This window comes from Pseudomonas sp. B19125, assembly GCF_044218855.1.
GTDB lineage: Bacteria > Pseudomonadota > Gammaproteobacteria > Pseudomonadales > Pseudomonadaceae > Aquipseudomonas > Aquipseudomonas edaphica.
This window is the reverse complement of sequence record NZ_CP162589.1, coordinates 4,016,819-4,033,300: the sequence shown is the minus strand read 5'-3', so window position 1 is coordinate 4,033,300 and position 16,482 is coordinate 4,016,819. Positions and strand designations below refer to the sequence as shown.

Genomic DNA, 16,482 nt, shown 5'->3' with positions numbered 1-16,482 from the left:
TGCATTCCCTCCCTACGCCGACGTGCTGGCTCAGTAGCTGAGCGTTACCCCAAGGCTGCCCAAGGCCTTCCAGTATTCAGGGTAGGTCTTGGCCACGCAGTCCGGGTCTTGAATGCGGATTCCCGCCACCTTCAGCCCGGCCAGGGCAAAACACATCGCGATGCGATGGTCGGCGTGGGTGTCGATCAGCGCATTGCAAGAGGTGCCGGCCAGCGCCGGGTCGCTGGCCACCAGCAGGTCGTCGCCCTCGATGGTCGCCAAGCCTGGACGAATCTCGTTGAGGCCGTCGTGCAGCGCCTGTACACGGTCACATTCCTTGACGCGCAGGTTGGCCAGTTCAGTGAAGCGCACCGGGGTGTTGTTGAACGCAGCCAGCACGGCCAGGGTCGGGATTGCGTCCTGCATCTGCGAGCCGACTACCGTGGCTTGCATGTTCGGGAACTGCGCGATCACGGCCTGGGCCTTGGCGTCCGGCTGGGTGAAGTGCTGCGCGGCCACGCCGATGTCGATGCGCCCGCCGGTCAACACTTCGGCAGCCCACAGGTAAGTGGCGGCGGAGGCGTCGGGTTCGATCAGGTAGTCATGGGCGCTGTAGCCGGTGGGGGCTACGCGCCAGGTGGTGTCGTCGACCACCTCGACCTGCGCACCGAACGCACGCATGCAGTCCAGGGTCAGGTCGACGTAGCCACGGGCGCCGATGTCCTTGCCGGTCAACGCCACTTCAATCGGCGCCTGGCCGCAGGCGGCGAGCATCAACAGGGCTGACACGTACTGGCTGGACAAGCCGCCATCAATCTCAAAACGCTTGGCCTGCACCTTGCCCACGCCGTGTACGGTCACCGGCGGGCAGCCGGTCGGGCTGTCGACGCGGATGCCGTTCTGGCCGAGGGTGGCCAGCAGCGGGCCGATCGGGCGTTTTTGCATGTAGTCGTCGCCGTCGAGCACCACGGTGCCCTCGACGGTCGCCACGGCGGCAGTCAGAAAACGCATCGCGGTGCCGGCATTGCCGAGGAACAGCGGCTGCGACGGCAATTGCAACTTGCCGGAGCCGGTCACAACGAAGGTGGTGTCGTCCGGTTCATCGATGCTCACGCCCATTTGGCGCAAGGCCACCGACATGTGGCGGGTGTCATCGCTTTTCAGTGCGCCGCTCAAGCGGCTGGTGCCCTTGGCCAGGGCGGCCAGCAGCAGGGCGCGGTTGGTAATGGATTTGGAGCCGGGGGGCGCGACCTTGCCGTTCAGGGCGAAATTGGGCGGTGTAACGGTCACGGTTTTCTGCGAACTCAAGGTACAAGGCTCCTGATCAAGGCAAGGCGGTAGGGAGTGGCCGACGGGCGGACCCGAATAATCAGCTAAACACGCCACCCTTGTCGAGCAGGGATCGTGGTAGGGCGCGTATTTCGAGGCGGTCGCCGACTTGTCCGGGGAATGGACTGCTCCTGTAGTCGAACTACTCCTGCGGGCGTAGGACAAGCAGCAAATCTGATGCAGGACAACGGCGCTCACTTAGCGAAACGAGGGCGACGTGAGATCTTTCCGAGAGAAGTGGCGACTGGACAATAAAGCCCGCCAAGGTAAGTTCAAGGCGTGCCCCATGACGGGGCACATTCAATCAAGGAGTGAATGAAATGAACAAACCCCAGACCCAACTTCGTCACGGTCGCGTGGTGACCCCGGCCAGCCGTGGTTCAGTGGCGGTGGAGCGTGGGCTGCTCGGCAACTGGCAAGTCAACGAGATGGAAGGCGGTAAAAACTTCCCATCGCTCGCCGCCGGGCCATTCCCGGCACCTTATGAAACCGATGATCAAAGCGTCACACCGCCTGGCGACGGGCATATCTTGAGCGGCGGCAAAACCGACGACCGCGATTGCATCAACTTCACCGACGAGGAGATGAGCAAAAAGCTCAATAGCCCCTTCACTTGGCCGTTGCTGAATGTCGAGGCTGGCCAGGTGTTCAAGGTGCAGTGGGAGTACACCGCCGCCCACGTCACCCGTGGTTATCGCTGGCTGATCACCAAGGATGGCTGGGACCCCAAGCAACGCATCAGCCGTGCGCAACTTGAGGCCAAGCCGTTTTTCGAAGACTTCTACACCCAGGTGCCGTACTACCAGCACGCCGATGAAATGAAGGCCAAGGTCGAACACCAGGTCACGCTGCCCAAGGGCAAGAAAGGCCGGCATGTGGTGGTGTTGATGTGGATCGTGGCCAACACCGGCAACGCGTTCTACCAGGCGTTTGACCTGGACTTCAAATAAGCGCTGTTACCGCTGGGCCAACCAGTAGTCATGCAGCGCCCGCGCGGCGGGTTCGATGGCTCGAACCCGCTGCTGGTGGGCGTTTACATCCAGGTCGGCCGGTAGTTCGAAGTTGTCCTGCTCGGCGCACCAGGAAATCTTCTCCAGCAGCGCCGCCTGTTCGGCCGGCAGTTCTGGCCAGTTGCCAATCGCGGCGCCACGGATATAACCAAAGCACCATTCCTCGGCAAGCGTGACGGTTTGACCTTGGTGCTCGGTGTCATCGAAGCGCGCCTTGAAGCCTTGCGCATTGGTGGCCAATTGCGCCGCCAGCATATTCATATGGTGCACGCACAGCTCGAGGAAGCGCTGGGCTTCTTCGACGTTTTCCCACTCCGGGTTCTGCCCACCCCAGATCGCCGGGAACCACTCACCCACGTCCACCTGTGCCGGGCTGGAGACCAGCGCGGTGAAGTAGCCGTCGAGTTCAGCCAGGTTCAGCACCGAATGATCGTCGCCGTATTTCAACAGCGTTTCGTCGATGAAGTCGAAATCGGCAGGGGTGAGGGGTTGGGCGAGCATGGGCATATCCTTTAAACGTCGAGCGCCGCGAAGTGGGCGGCTTAAAGCGCAGAGGATGGCGCTTGGGCGGGCTTTTTTCCACTTATTTCCCAGCGCTGACACAGCTTGCTCACGCACATCGAACCCACCACCGCCAGAATGATCGGCACCAGAAAGTCATGCTCGATGCGCGTAAATTCGGCCACCAGCACAATCGCGGTCAGCGGCATGCTCATGCTGGAGGCCAAAAACGCCGCCGCGCCGATAATCGCAAACGCGCCGAGCGGCACCCCGGGCCACACCAGGCTCCAGGCACCGCCGAGCAGAATCGCCAGCAGCGCGCCATTGGCCAGGCCCGGCGTCAGCAGGCCACCCTCGGCGCCCGCGCGCAGGCTGCTCGCAGTGATCAGCACCTTGACCAGCAGCAGGATGGCGGCCAGGCCTATCGTCAGCTCATTGTCGAAGCCCAGTTGCGCCGGGCCTTTGCCATTGCCCAGTATCTGCGGCAGCAGCATCGCCAGCCCGCCGATAATGGTGAAGTTGATCAGCGACATGACTGGCAGGCGCCAGCCGCGCGCGGCGTTGGCCCTGGCGGCGCCGGTAAAACGGCTGAACCCATAAGCGGCCACGCCAAACACCGGCCCGCACACTACCGCCCAGGCGATCAGCGCCGGGCTGAGCACAAAGTGCGGCACTGCATATTGCGATTCCGCACCCAGCCCGATCCACGCCACCGAAGCGCCAATCGCCGAGGTCGCCAGCGCAATCACCGCCGCCGGCCAGCTGAAGGCGCCCACCAGCACTTCCAGCACAAAGACAGCGCCGCCCAAGGGCACGTTATACACCGCCGCCAACCCGGCACCGGCACCGCAGGCCACGATCAAACGGTGCATGTGCGGTTCCAGGCGCGCGCGTTGTGACAGCCAGGTCGCGGCCAGCGCGCCGACTTCACGCGGCGCCACTTCACGGCCCAATGGCGAGCCAAGCGCCACGGTGATGATCTGCAGCACGGCGTGGGCGAGGGTGGTCTTGGGCGGCATGATCGGCATCTTTTCAGACACGGCCTGTTTGATGCTCACCAGCGGGCGACCATAGCGATAAATCGTCCACCAGCCCAGCCCGGCGACCAGGCCGCACACCACCAGCACCAGCAGACGGCGCTCCGGTGCGGCAGCGGTGACGCCCCACAAAAAGGTTTCGTGGCTGACCAGGCTGTCGAGGCTGTAACCGTAGGCCAGGTGCTGGATGCCATGCAGCAGTAACGCCAGCAGCATCCCGCCCAGCCCGGCGCCAATGCCGGTCAGCACGACCACCAGGGCCAGAATCAATGATGAACGAAAGGTGGGCGGCATAGCGGGCTCCAGGCAATGGCCCTGAGTGTATAGCCGATAAAGTGCGGTGCCTGGGTGAAATGTATCGGCAGGTCATAAACCCCGCGCCCACAACATTTCATTACTTTTGCCAGTCCCGTTTTTGGCCGATGCGCCGTCATGCTCCCTTGTTATAGTTCGAGCCTTATTACTCGCCAGTCAGGGATCACTGCCATGTCCGAATACCAAGCTTTCATCGTCGAACTCACCGGCAACGTTGCCCATGTGCAGATCAACCGCCCGGAAAAGATCAACGCGATGAACGCGGCGTTCTGGACCGAGATCATCGACATCTTCCAATGGGTCGAAGACACCGACGCCGTGCGCGCCGTGGTGCTCAGCGGCGCCGGCAAGCATTTCTCCTCCGGTATCGACTTGATGATGATGGCCTCGGTGGCCAATAGCTTCGGCAAGGACGTGGGCCGCAATGCACGCTTGCTGCGGCGCAAGATCCTCGAGCTGCAAGCCTCGTTCAATGCCGTCGACACCTGCCGCAAGCCGGTGCTGGCGGCGATCCAGGGTTACTGCATTGGTGGCGCCATTGACCTGATCAGCGCCTGTGACATGCGCTACGCCGCCGAAGGCGCGCAGTTCTCGATCAAGGAAATCGACATCGGCATGGCCGCCGACGTCGGCACCCTGCAACGTCTGCCACGCATCATTGGCGACGGCATGTTGCGTGAACTGGCCTACACCGGTCGCCCGTTCGGCGCAGAAGAAGCGCGCAGCATTGGCCTGGTCAATCGTGTGTATCCCGATCAGGACAGCCTGTTGGCCGGTGTAATGGAAATCGCCCATGAAATCGCGAGCAAATCACCGATTGCCGTGGCCGGCACCAAAGCCATGATCAGTTATATGCGTGACCACACAGTCAATGATGGTCTGGAATACGTTGCCACCTGGAACTCGGCTATGTTGCAATCCAACGACCTGCGCGTGGCCATCGCGGCCCATATGAGTAAGCAGAAACCCGAATTCGTGGATTGACTGACATGACCCCAGGCTGGATTACCACAACGCTGCTGGACAACGACGCCCCTGGCGGCTGGGCCGTCGCCCGCAGCCGCGAGGGCTTTTTGCATGACACCAACGGGCCGCTGTTCCCGCGTGAATGGCTCAAGCGCCAGGACCTGTCGGTGTTCGCCGAACACGGCATCGGCCACCTTGACGGTGAGCCTGTTTACTTGCTGGAGCTGAACGCGGCGGCCGAGGTGCCAGGTTGCAGTTGGCAGGGTTTGCGCGGCTTTATGTTGCAGGGCGACCACACCCTGTACAAAGTGCTGGGCTACGCCGCGCAGATCGGCACCTGGGCGCGGGAGCATCGGTTCTGTGGCAGTTGCGGCCAGGCCATGGTCCAGGTGCCGCGCGAACGTGCGATGTATTGCCAGGCCTGCGACCTGCGCAGCTACCCACGCATTTCGCCGAGCATGATTGTGCTGGTGACCCGTGGCGACGAGATTCTGCTGGCGCGGTCGCCGCGTTTTGTCACGGGTGTCTACAGCACGCTGGCGGGGTTCGCCGAGCCGGGGGAGTCGGCCGAAGACTGCCTGATCCGTGAAGTGCGCGAAGAAGTGCAGGTGGAGGTCAAGAACATCCAGTACATGGGCAGCCAGTGCTGGCCGTTCCCGCACTCGATGATGCTGGGCTTCCATGCCGAATACGCCGGGGGTGACATCGTGCCCCAGGCTGATGAGATCGAAGACGCGCAGTGGTTCAACATCCACGACTTGCCGCCGTTGCCGGCGTCACGTTCGATCGCGCGTTACCTGATCGACCTCTACCTGGCGCGCCGTTTAGGTCACGCTGAACCAGTGTTGCCAGGCTAGGCGCACCGTCAGGCCGAGGACCACGGTGATAAACACCGGGCGAATGAATTTGGCGCCGCCGCTGATTGCGCTGCGTGCGCCAAAGAACGCGCCACACATTACCGAGAAGCCCATCGCCAGGCCGACGATCCAGTCCACCGAGCCATTGAAGATAAACACCGACAGCGCCGCTGCGTTGCTGACGAAGTTCATGCTGCGCGCCACGCCGCTGGCTTTGACCAGGTCGATAGGGTGCAGCAGCATCGTGCTCACCGTCCAGAACGCGCCGGTGCCGGGGCCGGCCACGCCGTCGTAGAAGCCCAGGCCGAAGCCTTGGGTCGATTGCCATTTCTTCTTGATCGGTGCATCGGCGTCCAGCGGCGCCTTGGGCGTGCCGCCAAACAGCAAATACACACCACAGGCGAACACGATCACCGGGAGCATTTTGTTCAGGGTTTCGGCGGGCAGGTAGTGGGCGACCACGGCACCCGCCAATGCGCCGACCAGCGTGCCGACAATGGCGTGTACCCATTGGCGCGGGTGGAACAGCTTGCGCCGGTAGAAGGTGAAGCTGGCGGTGGCGGAGCCGAAGGTCGAGCTGAGCTTGTTGGTGCCCAGCACCAGGTGCGGTGGCATGCCGGCGGTAAGCAGGGCCGGCGTGGTGAGCAGCCCGCCGCCGCCGGCGATGGCGTCGATAAAGCCGGCAATAAAGGCCACGCAGGCAAGAATGGCGAGGGTGGTCAGGTCAACGCTGAGTTCGAAGGGCATGGGCAGGGCTTATTATTGGCAGGGCGCAGAAAAGGGCTGCGCCAAAGACCGGTATCTTACTTGGATCTTGTTGTTCTACGCGATCCAAATGTGGGAGCTGGCTTGCCTGCGATAGCGGCAGGGCAGGCCCAACTGCTGTAACTGACCCGACGCCATCGCAGGCAAGCCAGCTCCCACCTTTAAATCGTGCCCGCCTGGCTGTGATCGTTCCCACGCTCTGCGTGGGAATGCCGCCTCTGACGCTCTGCGTCTGCTCTGGATCTTCAGCTGTGACGTTTGTCCAGCCACTCCAACGCCGTGCGCCACACACAAATCCCCAGAAAATACGCCGACATCACCGACCACAACCCGAACGTCCATGGGTTGGTATTGGGGTAATCCACCACCATCAAAAAGCTGCACAGCAACCAGATGGTGGTCACGGCGATGTTGATCGGCATAAAGCGCTTGACCCGGAAGGGGTGCAGAAACTTCATCGGTGTCACGGTCAGCAGCGCCAGGCCGATCACTGTGGCCAGGGTCACCCAGGCGTCCGGCTGGATGATGTAAACGCACAAGGCCACCACATTCCAGGCCGCGGGAAAGCCGACAAAATAGTTGTCCTTGCTCTTCATGTTCACATTGCAGAAGCAGAACAGCGACGACACCAGGATCACCGACACGGTAAACAGGTGGGTAAAGTCCGGCAGGTCGATATAGCGGTAGATAAACAACGCCGGAATAAACACATAGGTCAGGTAGTCAATCACCAGGTCCAGCACCGAGCCATCAAAGCTGGGCAGTACCGTGCTGACGTTCACCCGTCGCGCCAGCGAGCCATCGACGCCATCGACCACCAGCGCCAGGCCCAGCCACAGCAGGCAGGCCTTGGGTGAGTTTTCCAGCAATGCCAGGGTGGCCAGGAACGCCAGCACCACGCCGGTGGCGGTAAAGCCGTGGGCGCCCCAGGCTTTGAGTCTGGCTACATGCAGGGTCGATATCACGGGCGGCTCTCCAAAAGATGAAACAGGGCAGCCGACGACGTAACGCCGTCGAGTCTGACCAGGGAATGCAGGTATCGACCGGGAAGGAGGGAATAAGGTTCACCGCCCCGGTGTATCACTTAGCGTAGCAAGGGTCAGACGTTTCGGCATCAACCCTGACGGAACACCAATGCCTTCAAACCGCTTTGCGGGTCGACATCGGGAAATTCCGGCGGGTTTTCCAATCGCTGCACAAAGCGCAGGCCCGGTGCTTCGCGGGTTACGCCGTCAATCAGGAAGTCTTCACCGAAGGCCGGGTCGTTCATGCAGGCCAACACCGTGCCGTGGGCTGTGAGCAAATCCGGCAGGCGGCGCAGCACGCGTTGGTAGTCTTTGGTCAGCAGAAAGCTGCCTTTCTGGAACGACGGCGGGTCGATGATCACCAGATCGTAAGGGCCGCTGTTCGTCACCTTGGCCCACGATTTGAACAGGTCGTGGCCCAGGAAGCTGACGTTACTCAGGTCATGACCATTGAGGCGATGGTTGTCGCGCCCGCGACTCAAGGCGCCACGGGCCATGTCCAGGTTTACGACATGGTCGGCGCCGCCTTCGATGGCGGCCACCGAGAAACCACAGGTGTAGGCGAACAGGTTGAGCACGCGCTGGCCCTTGGCCTGTTCGCGCACCCAGTTGCGGCCGTAGCGCATGTCGAGGAACAGGCCGCTGTTCTGTTTTTTACCCAGGTCGATCAGGTAACGCAGGCCGCCTTCGGTAATGGTCAGCTCGTCAACGGCCTCGCCCGAGAGCCATTCGGTGGTGCTTTGCGGCAGGTAGCGGTGTTGCAGGGCAACGGTGTAAGCGCTGAACTGCGTTTGCAGCAGTTGTTTAAGGGCTTCGAGCTGCGCAGGCTCGGGTTCCTTGAACAACGAGACCAGCAGCACGCCCTGCAACCAGTCCACCGTCAGTTGCTCCAGGCCCGGCCAGCAGCGGCCACGGCCGTGGAACAGGCGCCGGGTTTCACTCGGCGGGTTAGCCAGGGCGGTGAGCAAATGGGCGTGCAGGGTAGCGAGTGCGTCTGGGTTCATCGTTGAGCGTCAGTCGTTGAGCGGGCGGCATTTTAAACACAGTTGCGGTGCTTCGTCGTGTTTGAGCACAACGTGCTGCAAAAAAGATGATTGGCAGTGATTCATGCTCAAAATGCTTGAGCCTGCGCTTGATAACAGGCAAAAAATCCTCAGGCACCGACATAAACTGGAAAAAAAGCCCGGAGGTGCCCATGAACGGTTTCGCGAGTGCAGTCAATCACACAGCCCAAGACCCGCAAGAACTGGATGAGTGGCGCGACGCCCTGGCCTCGCTGGTGGCCAATGCCGGGCCAGAACGGGCGCGCCAGATCCTCGACCTGCTGGCCCGCGAAGGCAGCGCTGCGCCCATCGACTGGAAACCGCGCCACGGCACGCCCTATATCAACAGCATCAGTGTTGAGCAGCAACCGGCGTTTCCCGGTGACCTGGCCACCGAAGAACGCATCGCCTCGCTGGTGCGCTGGAACGCCTTGGCCATGGTGGTGCGCGCCAACCAGGCGTATGGCGAACTCGGTGGCCATATCGCCAGTTATGCCAGTGCGGCGGACTTGTTCGAAGTCGGCTTCAATCACTTCTTCCGGGCGCGCAGCGACACCTTCGGTGGCGATCTGGTGTTCTACCAGCCGCATTCCGCACCGGGTATATATGCCCGTGCTTATCTGGAAGGGCGCCTGACGGAAAACGACCTGGCGCACTACCGCCAGGAAATCGGCGGGCCAAAAGCCGGCGCACGCGGCCTTTCCAGCTACCCGCACCCGTGGCTGATGCCGGACTTCTGGCAGTTTCCCACCGGCTCCATGGGCATCGGCCCGATCAGCTCGATTTTCCAGGCGCGCTTCATGCGCTATCTGCAACATCGCGGCTTGCTGGACACCACCGACCGGCACGTCTGGGGTGTGTTCGGCGATGGCGAAATGGACGAGCCGGAAAGCATGTCGGCCCTGACCCTGGCTGCCCGCGAAGGCCTGGACAACCTGACCTGGGTGGTTAACTGCAACCTGCAGCGCCTCGACGGTCCGGTGCGCGGCAACGGGCGCATCATCGACGAACTCGAAGCCTTGTTTGCCGGTGCCGGCTGGAACGTGATCAAGCTGGTGTGGGGCTCGGACTGGGACGCCTTGCTGGCCAAGGACACTGACGGTTCACTGGTGGAAACCTTGTCGAACACCGTCGACGGGCAATTCCAGACCTTTGCCGCCAAAGACGGCGCCTATAACCGCGAGCACTTCTTCGGCCAAAGCGAGTCGCTGGCGGCCCTGGTGGCGGGCATGAGCGACGAGCAAATCGACCGCCTCAAGCGCGGTGGCCACGATATGGTCAAGATCCACGCCGCCTACCATGCCGCGCGCCGGGTAAAAGGCCAGCCCACGGTGATCCTGGCCCAGACCAAAAAGGGCTTCGGCATGGGCGAAGCCGGGCAGGGCAAGATGACCACGCACCAGCAGAAGAAGCTCGATCGCGACGCGCTGCTCGCTTTTCGCAATCGCTTCCAGTTGCCGCTCACGGATGCGCAGACCGAATCCTTAAGTTTTTTCAAACCCGCCGAGGACAGCGTTGAACTGCGTTACCTGCATCAACGTCGGCACAAACTCGGCGGTTATGTGCCAAGCCGCAGCCCGCTGGCCGCACCCGTCAGCGTGCCGCCGGTGGCGGGTTACGCCGGGTTCGCCATCGCAGCCGCCGGAAAGGAAATGTCCACCACCATGGCGTCTGTGCGCATGCTCACCAACCTGCTCAAGGACAAGGCTCTCGGCCCGCGCATCGTGCCGATTGTGGCGGATGAAGCGCGTACCTTCGGCATGGCCAACCTGTTCAAGCAGATCGGCATCTATTCCAGTGTTGGGCAACGTTACGAACCGGAAGACATTGGCTCGATCCTCAGCTACCGCGAGGCCACCGACGGGCAAATTCTCGAAGAAGGCATCAGTGAGGCCAGCGCCATCAGTTCCTGGGTGGCGGCGGCCACCAGTTATTCGGTGCATGGGCTGCGCATGTTGCCGTTCTATATCTATTACTCGATGTTCGGCTTCCAGCGCGTCGGCGACCTGATCTGGGCTGCCGCCGACCAGCGCGCCCGTGGTTTCCTGCTCGGCGCCACCGCCGGGCGCACCACCCTGGGCGGCGAAGGCCTGCAGCATCAGGACGGCAGCAGCCACTTGGCAGCCGCGACGGTGCCCAACTGCCGCGCCTACGACCCGGCGTTTGCCGGCGAGTTCGCGGTGATCCTCGACCACGGTATGCGTCAGATGCTGGAGCACGATGTGGACGAGTTCTACTACGTGACCCTGATGAACGAAAACTACCCGCAACCGACGCTGCCAGCGGGCGTGGAGGCGGCGATTATCAAGGGCATGTATCGGTTGCAAGGTGCTGCGGATGCCAAGGTGCGCCTGCTCGGCTCGGGCACGCTGGTGCGTGAGGCCCAGGCGGCCGCGCAGTTACTGGAGGAGGATTGGCAGGTGGCGAGCGAGGTGTTCAGCGTGACCAGTTTCAGCGAGCTGGCACGGGATGCGCGACAGGTGGAGCGCTGGAATCGGTTGCATCCTCAGGATATGAAGCGCTCCAGTCATGTGAATGCATGTTTGCCTAAAGGTGTACCGGTGATTGCGGTGTCCGACTATGTACGGGCGGTGCCGCAGATGATCGCTTCGTATCTGGACAGCAGCTACACGGTGTTGGGCACCGACGGCTTTGGGCGTAGCGATACTCGGGCAGCGTTGCGTGATTTCTTTGAGGTGGATCGCTATCACATTGTGCTGGCGGCGCTGACGGCGTTGGTGGAGCAGGGCCGTCTGGAACCCGAGGTTTGTCAGCAGGCGATCGAGCGGTATGGCGTACAGGCGGAGCGCGAGCCTTCCTGGACCTCTTGAACCCCTGTTAAGCCTGCTGCCTCAGTGAGCTGATGATGAATGCATGCAGGCTATCAACCGCTTCAGACCCGCGCGAGGCCCGGCTTCGCAGGATTGAAACCTCCATGGGTTCAATCCTGCCCAAGCCGTGCTCGCTGCCCAGAACCTGAAGCGATGCCTGCACGGTACATTGGGTGATTGCGGCAATCGCCAGCCCACCTTCAACGGCGGCTAGTTGGCCGGCAAGGCTGGAGCTGTTGTAAACCACCTTGAATTCACGTCCCTTTTGGCTCAGTGAGTTCACCGCATAACGTCTGGCCAGGCTTGCACTTTCGTAGACGGCGATAGGTAGCGGATCGCGCCTCCACAGTTCGAACTGGGGCGAACCGACCCATACCATGGGTTCCTTAAACAGAAAAGTGCCGCTTTGAGGGGCGTCACGCGACACGAGTGCAAGATCAAGGTCGCCGCTGCGCACACGCGGGATGAGTGCGGCCGACTGTTCGCAAGTCAGTTCTATTTCCACACCCGAATAGCGCGGCAAAAAACGCTTGAGCACCGGCGTGAGATACATCGCCGCGTAGTCTTCCGCAACGCCAAGGCGGATGCGTCCGGTCAATTCTTCACCGTGAAAGGCCGCTTGGGTCTCGGCGTGCAGTGCGAGCAGGCGCCGGGCGTAGCCCAGCAGTAACTGACCGTCCGCCGTCAGTTGAAGGTGACGCGGGCCACGGCTCAACAACTGCCGCCCCAGCGCTGCCTCCAGTTTTTTCATTTGCATGCTGACGGCGGACTGCGAGCGGTTGACCTCATGGGCCGCGCCAGAGAGCGAGCCGGCATCCACCACGGCCACAAAGCATTTGAGCCAATCGATCTGCAAATTGCTGGCAGGCATCCAGGTGACCTCTATTCGTTAATCGAATGGCTGTGACGTAAATTATGCGCTTTTCAAGAGGTTTGTTCACTCGCAAAATCCTCGCCTCAACCCCTGCCTGCTGGATTTGACCATGCCATTCGACACCTGGTTGCTCTACCTGGTTACCTGCTGCGGCATCGCTATAGTGCCAGGGCCCAATGCGTTATTAGTGCTGACCCATGGCGCCATTCACGGGCGTCGCAAAACACTCTTCACGATTTCGGGCGGCGTGCTCGGTTTTGCCGTGGTGCTGTCGTTTTGCGCTTTAGGCTTGGGGGCACTGATCCAGGCGTCTGCCACCTGGTTCACGGCATTGAAGGTGGTTGGCGGGCTGTACCTGATCTGGCTGGGGTTTGGGTTGTGGCGCTCGGCGCCTGTGAGTCTTGAGGCAGCCGTTACGACCAGCCTGCGAAGCTGGCCGCTGTTTCGCCAAGGGCTGGTATCGGCGATTTCAAACCCCAAGGCGCTGCTGCTGTTCACCGCCTTCATTCCACCTTTTCTGGACCCACACCGAAGCCTCATCGCGCAGACGGCCGCTATTGCGCTGACCTACGCCGTGGTGGAGTTTGTTGTTGAATATCTGGTGGCCAGCGCAGCACATCGGGTCAGGCCCTGGTTAGCCCGAACCGGACGCCGATTCAATAAAGTCTGCGGTGGTTTTTTTGTGCTGTTCGGGTTAGCGCTGCCTGTCCATAGCTGACGGCAAGTCTAGAAGGTGGCGATCAGTGATGGCCCAAAGGCTTCTTTCAAAAAGCCCGGCGCGATATAGCGCTCGTAATGCGCCTCGGACAGCAGGAAAAACTCGCGGTCAATCGCATCACGCAAATCCGCCAGGTGACGCTCGCGAAACTCCGGCAGCAGCGCCAGCCCATACGCGTCCAGTTTGGAAATCACCCGCGCGCCCCGGGCAATCAGCTGGTACGCCCAGCAGTACGGCGACTGGTGTGGCATAAAGCGAATCTTGCGGGTTTCAAGTTGTTGGCGCAAAAGCTGCGGGTCAAACACCTCAAGCTTGCTGGCCATCACCTGCACCAGCAACTGTTCCAGGCGCAGCCACACCGCCTGCTTTTCGTCGGCGTTGTAGCCATTCCACTGGATGACTTCATGGTGATAACGCTTGCAGCCCCGGCAGACCAGGTCGCCGTAAACGGTGGAACACAGGCCGACGCAGGGCGTTTTGATGGTTTGGTTGGGCATAAAGTTTGTACGCAAGTCTAAAAAAAACCGCTAACCCATGTGGGAGCGGGCTTGCCCGCGATAGCTGAGTGTCAGCCAATATATGCTTAACTGACCCGCCGCCATCGCGGGCAAGCCCGCTCCTACATTTTTAATCCCAGCTCAGCGCGCCGCCAGTCTGGTACTCGATCACACGGGTTTCGAAGAAGTTTTTCTCTTTCTTCAAGTCCATGATCTCGCTCATCCACGGGAACGGGTTAGTCGTCCCTGGGTACTCTTCTTTCAGGCCGATCTGCGACAGACGACGATTCGCGATGAACTTAAGGTAATCCTCCATCATCGCCGCATTCATGCCCAACACCCCACGCGGCATGGTATCCCGCGCATATTCAATCTCCAGCTGCGTCCCCTGCAAAATCATCTGGGTCGCTTCTTCCTTCATCTCGGCATCCCACAAATGCGGGTTTTCGATTTTGATCTGGTTGATCACATCGATACCGAAGTTCAGGTGCATCGACTCATCGCGCAGGATGTACTGGAACTGCTCGGCCACGCCGGTCATTTTGTTGCGACGGCCCATGGACAGGATCTGGGTGAAGCCGCAGTAGAAGAAGATGCCTTCCAGGACGCAGTAGTAGGCGACCAGGTTGCGCAGCAGTTCTTTGTCGGTTTCGACGGTGCCGGTTTCGAACTTCGGATCGGAGATCGAACGGGTGTATTTCAGGCCCCAGGCGGCTTTTTTAGCCACCGATGGGATCTCGTGGTACATGTTGAAGATCTCGCCTTCATCCATGGCCAGGGATTCGATGCAGTACTGGTAGGCGTGGGTGTGGATCGCTTCTTCGAAGGCCTGGCGCAGGATGTACTGGCGGCACTCCGGGTTGGTGATCAGGCGGTACACGGCCAGTACCAGGTTGTTGGCGACCAACGAATCAGCAGTGGAGAAGAAGCCGAGGTTGCGCATGACGATGCGGCGTTCGTCGTCGGTGAGGCCTTCGGGGGTTTTCCACAGGGCGATGTCGGCGGTCATGTTGACCTCTTGCGGCATCCAGTGGTTGGCGCAGCCGTCGAGGTACTTCTGCCAGGCCCAGTCGTACTTGAAAGGTACGAGTTGGTTGAGGTCGGCGCGGCAGTTGATCATGCGCTTTTCGTCAACGGCGACGCGGGCGGCGGAGCCTTCCAGCTCGGCGAGGCCTTCGGCGACGTCGAGTTTGTCGAGGGCGGCCTTGGCGCGGATGATCGCGGCCGAGTCGTTGGCGGTCACGTTGCGCGCTTCCAGAGCAGCAGCGGCGCCGGCACCGTCAAGGCGGTCCATGTTGGCTTCGCTGGCGTGGCCGGCGTTGGCGCCTTTGATCACCGCTGCACCGGTGTCTTCGTTGTCGACTTCATCCCAACTCAACATTGAAATTCTCCTTCCTGGTACTCGAAAAATAGGTTTTTGCAGGCTTCAAGGCATTGAAATACTGCGCAGAGTGTGGTCGGTAAATACCGATACTGCACACTATGTAGTGGTGATTTGTGTTTGTGGGCACACTATATGGTGTGTAACAAAACAGGTCAACGCACAAGATGTGCGGTCTTGGGTCGCGGCACATCGCCGGTTGAGCTATAAAACCTGGGTTCATTGGCTGCCGGTGGAATTTCAAGGGAATGAAAAACGTACTGATCCGATCCGCCCTGCTGGACGACGCGCAAAGCATCTTCGAGGTGCATAAGCATTCCGTCGAAAACCTCTGCACGGGCGACTACGGCCCCGAGCAGATCGCCATGTGGCTCAACGGCCGCTCACCCGCCACCTACCGCGAGGCCATTGCTGCCGGCAACCTGTGGCTGGCACACACCGACAGGCTGCAGGGTTTTATCGAAATCGACGGCCATGAAATCAGCAAACTGTTTGTGCGCGGCGATGCCGCCGGGCAGGGCATTGGTGCGCGCCTGCTCAATGAGGCCTTGCAGCGCATCAAGAACGCCGGCCATGCCAAGGCCTGTCTGGAAGCGACCCTCAACGCCGAAAACTTCTATGCCGCCTTCGGGTTTCGCAAGGTCGGCGAGGGCACCTTCAGTCGGGGCAACAGCCCGGTGTCCATCGAGATTATCAAGATGGAGCTCGCGCTGTAGCGGGGGCATGATAAAAACTCACAGCCCCATGACTTTTAATGGTTACGGGCGCTTTTGCCGTCAGTGCTAAAAATTCGCCAACCAGCTCCCCATAACAACAATGAGCGTTTGCGAAAATGAAAGCACTTGATCTGTACATCGGCGAAGGCTTCGAAGGCCCAGGCGTCAATGCTGCCCACATCAATATTCTGATCGGCCCCCGCAACGGCCCTGCCGGCCAAGCGTTCGCCAACAGCCTGGCGTCCCCAAGCCAGGGCCATTGCCCATTTATGGTGATCGCCCAGCCGAATATCCCGGTCAAACCCATGACCCTCTACGTCAACAAAGCCGCGATCGGCAGCGACCTGCACGGCAACGCCACCTGGGGCGCGTCCCAGGCCGGCATCGCCAAGGCGGTGCTCGAAGCCTTGCTGGACGGCACCTTGCCGCCCGAAGCCGAAGACGAGTGGGCGATTGTCACCGCCAACTGGGTCAACCCAGGCTGCGACGACCTCGATGCGGTCTACCTGAACAACTACAACGCCTGCCGCACCGCCATCCGCGCGGCCCTCAATGGCACGCCGTACACCGAGCAACTGGCGGATGTGGTCAACCACATCAGCAACCCTTTCTACACGCCAAAGGCCTGAGGAGACTGC

Annotated in this window: 16 protein-coding genes; 7 read left to right on the top strand and 9 right to left on the bottom strand. The window is 61.0% G+C overall.

The genetic code is table 11. The features are described from left to right. Positions 1-30: 30 nt before the first annotated feature. Positions 31-1,287 (bottom strand): 3-phosphoshikimate 1-carboxyvinyltransferase, encoded by a 1,257-nt coding sequence (locus AB4P96_RS18230; protein ID WP_017139113.1) that lies wholly within the window; start codon positions 1,285-1,287, stop codon positions 31-33. 341 nt (positions 1,288-1,628) lie between these two features. Here AB4P96_RS18230 and AB4P96_RS18225 point away from each other — a divergent pair, with 341 nt between their 5' ends. Further along, positions 1,629-2,258, top strand: a complete 630-nt coding sequence (locus tag AB4P96_RS18225) for a lytic polysaccharide monooxygenase auxiliary activity family 9 protein (RefSeq protein ID WP_138450233.1) — start codon at positions 1,629-1,631, stop codon at positions 2,256-2,258. A 6-nt stretch (positions 2,259-2,264) separates the two neighbouring features. Here the strand turns inward: AB4P96_RS18225 and AB4P96_RS18220 are convergent, their stop codons facing one another. Both AB4P96_RS18220 and AB4P96_RS18215 read right to left on the bottom strand, forming a co-directional pair. After that, complete coding sequence (locus AB4P96_RS18220; RefSeq protein WP_170038394.1) at positions 2,265-2,819, bottom strand: UPF0149 family protein; 555 nt, start codon at positions 2,817-2,819, stop codon at positions 2,265-2,267. Positions 2,820-2,860: 41 nt separating this feature from the next. Further along, complete coding sequence (locus AB4P96_RS18215; protein WP_017139110.1) at positions 2,861-4,150, bottom strand: chloride channel protein; 1,290 nt, start codon at positions 4,148-4,150, stop codon at positions 2,861-2,863. A 192-nt stretch (positions 4,151-4,342) separates the two neighbouring features. Between AB4P96_RS18215 and AB4P96_RS18210 the strand changes: the two genes are divergently transcribed. Together AB4P96_RS18210 and nudC are read left to right on the top strand one after the other, a co-directional pair. Beyond that, positions 4,343-5,155 carry a crotonase/enoyl-CoA hydratase family protein gene (locus AB4P96_RS18210; protein ID WP_017139109.1) on the top strand — a complete coding sequence of 271 codons (813 nt, stop codon included), beginning with the start codon at positions 4,343-4,345 and terminating at the stop codon, positions 5,153-5,155. Between the two features lie 5 nt (positions 5,156-5,160). After that, a complete protein-coding gene (gene nudC, locus AB4P96_RS18205) occupies positions 5,161-5,994 on the top strand; it encodes an NAD(+) diphosphatase (protein ID WP_017139108.1) in 834 nt (277 codons plus the stop codon). On the opposite strand, the gene AB4P96_RS18200 is transcribed toward nudC, so the two are convergent. The 3 genes from AB4P96_RS18200 to AB4P96_RS18190 form a co-directional block, all read right to left on the bottom strand. After that, the gene (locus tag AB4P96_RS18200; protein WP_395599896.1) at positions 5,962-6,741 is read right to left on the bottom strand and encodes a TSUP family transporter; all 780 of its coding nucleotides are present in this window, start codon (positions 6,739-6,741) and stop codon (positions 5,962-5,964) included. The genes nudC and AB4P96_RS18200 overlap by 33 nt on opposite strands. 263 nt (positions 6,742-7,004) lie before the next feature. Beyond that, complete coding sequence (pcsA, locus tag AB4P96_RS18195) at positions 7,005-7,724, bottom strand: phosphatidylcholine synthase (protein WP_017134682.1); 720 nt, start codon at positions 7,722-7,724, stop codon at positions 7,005-7,007. 149 nt (positions 7,725-7,873) lie between these two features. Then, positions 7,874-8,788 (bottom strand): class I SAM-dependent methyltransferase, encoded by a 915-nt coding sequence (locus AB4P96_RS18190; protein WP_017134683.1) that lies wholly within the window; start codon positions 8,786-8,788, stop codon positions 7,874-7,876. Between the two features lie 191 nt (positions 8,789-8,979). Between AB4P96_RS18190 and mdeB the strand changes: the two genes are divergently transcribed. After that, positions 8,980-11,658 (top strand): alpha-ketoglutarate dehydrogenase, encoded by a 2,679-nt coding sequence (gene mdeB, locus AB4P96_RS18185; RefSeq protein ID WP_395599895.1) that lies wholly within the window; start codon positions 8,980-8,982, stop codon positions 11,656-11,658. 7 nt (positions 11,659-11,665) lie between these two features. On the opposite strand, the gene AB4P96_RS18180 is transcribed toward mdeB, so the two are convergent. Then, on the bottom strand, positions 11,666-12,529 hold the full coding sequence (locus AB4P96_RS18180) for a LysR family transcriptional regulator (protein ID WP_099548300.1): 864 nt from the start codon (positions 12,527-12,529) through the stop codon (positions 11,666-11,668). Positions 12,530-12,641: 112 nt separating this feature from the next. On the opposite strand from AB4P96_RS18180, the gene AB4P96_RS18175 reads away from it, so the two are divergent. Beyond that, positions 12,642-13,250, top strand: coding sequence for a LysE family translocator (locus AB4P96_RS18175; protein WP_017134686.1), 609 nt, complete (start codon positions 12,642-12,644; stop codon positions 13,248-13,250). 8 nt (positions 13,251-13,258) lie between these two features. On the opposite strand, the gene AB4P96_RS18170 is transcribed toward AB4P96_RS18175, so the two are convergent. Continuing rightward, positions 13,259-13,747, bottom strand: a complete 489-nt coding sequence (locus AB4P96_RS18170) for a DUF1289 domain-containing protein (RefSeq protein ID WP_017134687.1) — start codon at positions 13,745-13,747, stop codon at positions 13,259-13,261. 130 nt (positions 13,748-13,877) lie between these two features. Then, positions 13,878-15,128, bottom strand: coding sequence for a ribonucleotide-diphosphate reductase subunit beta (locus tag AB4P96_RS18165; protein ID WP_395599894.1), 1,251 nt, complete (start codon positions 15,126-15,128; stop codon positions 13,878-13,880). Positions 15,129-15,376: 248 nt separating this feature from the next. On the opposite strand from AB4P96_RS18165, the gene AB4P96_RS18160 reads away from it, so the two are divergent. After that, on the top strand, positions 15,377-15,844 hold the full coding sequence (locus AB4P96_RS18160) for a GNAT family N-acetyltransferase (RefSeq protein ID WP_017138438.1): 468 nt from the start codon (positions 15,377-15,379) through the stop codon (positions 15,842-15,844). Between the two features lie 116 nt (positions 15,845-15,960). Next, positions 15,961-16,473: a formaldehyde-activating enzyme gene (gene fae, locus AB4P96_RS18155; protein ID WP_099550115.1), complete on the top strand. Its 513-nt coding sequence runs from the start codon at positions 15,961-15,963 to the stop codon at positions 16,471-16,473. Positions 16,474-16,482 lie beyond the last annotated feature (9 nt).

Bases quoted from the DNA above. Each gene is read 5' to 3' on its own strand.
- fae (WP_099550115.1), top strand. From the start codon at position 15,961: ATGAAAGCACTTGATCTGTACATCGGCGAAGGCTTCGAAGGCCCAGGC.
- AB4P96_RS18200 (WP_395599896.1), bottom strand. From the start codon at position 6,741: ATGCCCTTCGAACTCAGCGTTGACCTGACCACCCTCGCCATTCTTGCC.
- AB4P96_RS18160 (WP_017138438.1), top strand. From the start codon at position 15,377: ATGAAAAACGTACTGATCCGATCCGCCCTGCTGGACGACGCGCAAAGC.
- AB4P96_RS18175 (WP_017134686.1), top strand. From the start codon at position 12,642: ATGCCATTCGACACCTGGTTGCTCTACCTGGTTACCTGCTGCGGCATC.
- AB4P96_RS18210 (WP_017139109.1), top strand. From the start codon at position 4,343: ATGTCCGAATACCAAGCTTTCATCGTCGAACTCACCGGCAACGTTGCC.
- AB4P96_RS18215 (WP_017139110.1), bottom strand. From the start codon at position 4,150: ATGCCGCCCACCTTTCGTTCATCATTGATTCTGGCCCTGGTGGTCGTG.
- AB4P96_RS18190 (WP_017134683.1), bottom strand. From the start codon at position 8,788: ATGAACCCAGACGCACTCGCTACCCTGCACGCCCATTTGCTCACCGCC.
- nudC (WP_017139108.1), top strand. From the start codon at position 5,161: ATGACCCCAGGCTGGATTACCACAACGCTGCTGGACAACGACGCCCCT.
- AB4P96_RS18180 (WP_099548300.1), bottom strand. From the start codon at position 12,529: ATGCCTGCCAGCAATTTGCAGATCGATTGGCTCAAATGCTTTGTGGCC.
- AB4P96_RS18225 (WP_138450233.1), top strand. From the start codon at position 1,629: ATGAACAAACCCCAGACCCAACTTCGTCACGGTCGCGTGGTGACCCCG.
- AB4P96_RS18220 (WP_170038394.1), bottom strand. From the start codon at position 2,819: ATGCTCGCCCAACCCCTCACCCCTGCCGATTTCGACTTCATCGACGAA.
- AB4P96_RS18170 (WP_017134687.1), bottom strand. From the start codon at position 13,747: ATGCCCAACCAAACCATCAAAACGCCCTGCGTCGGCCTGTGTTCCACC.
- AB4P96_RS18165 (WP_395599894.1), bottom strand. From the start codon at position 15,128: ATGTTGAGTTGGGATGAAGTCGACAACGAAGACACCGGTGCAGCGGTG.
- mdeB (WP_395599895.1), top strand. From the start codon at position 8,980: ATGAACGGTTTCGCGAGTGCAGTCAATCACACAGCCCAAGACCCGCAA.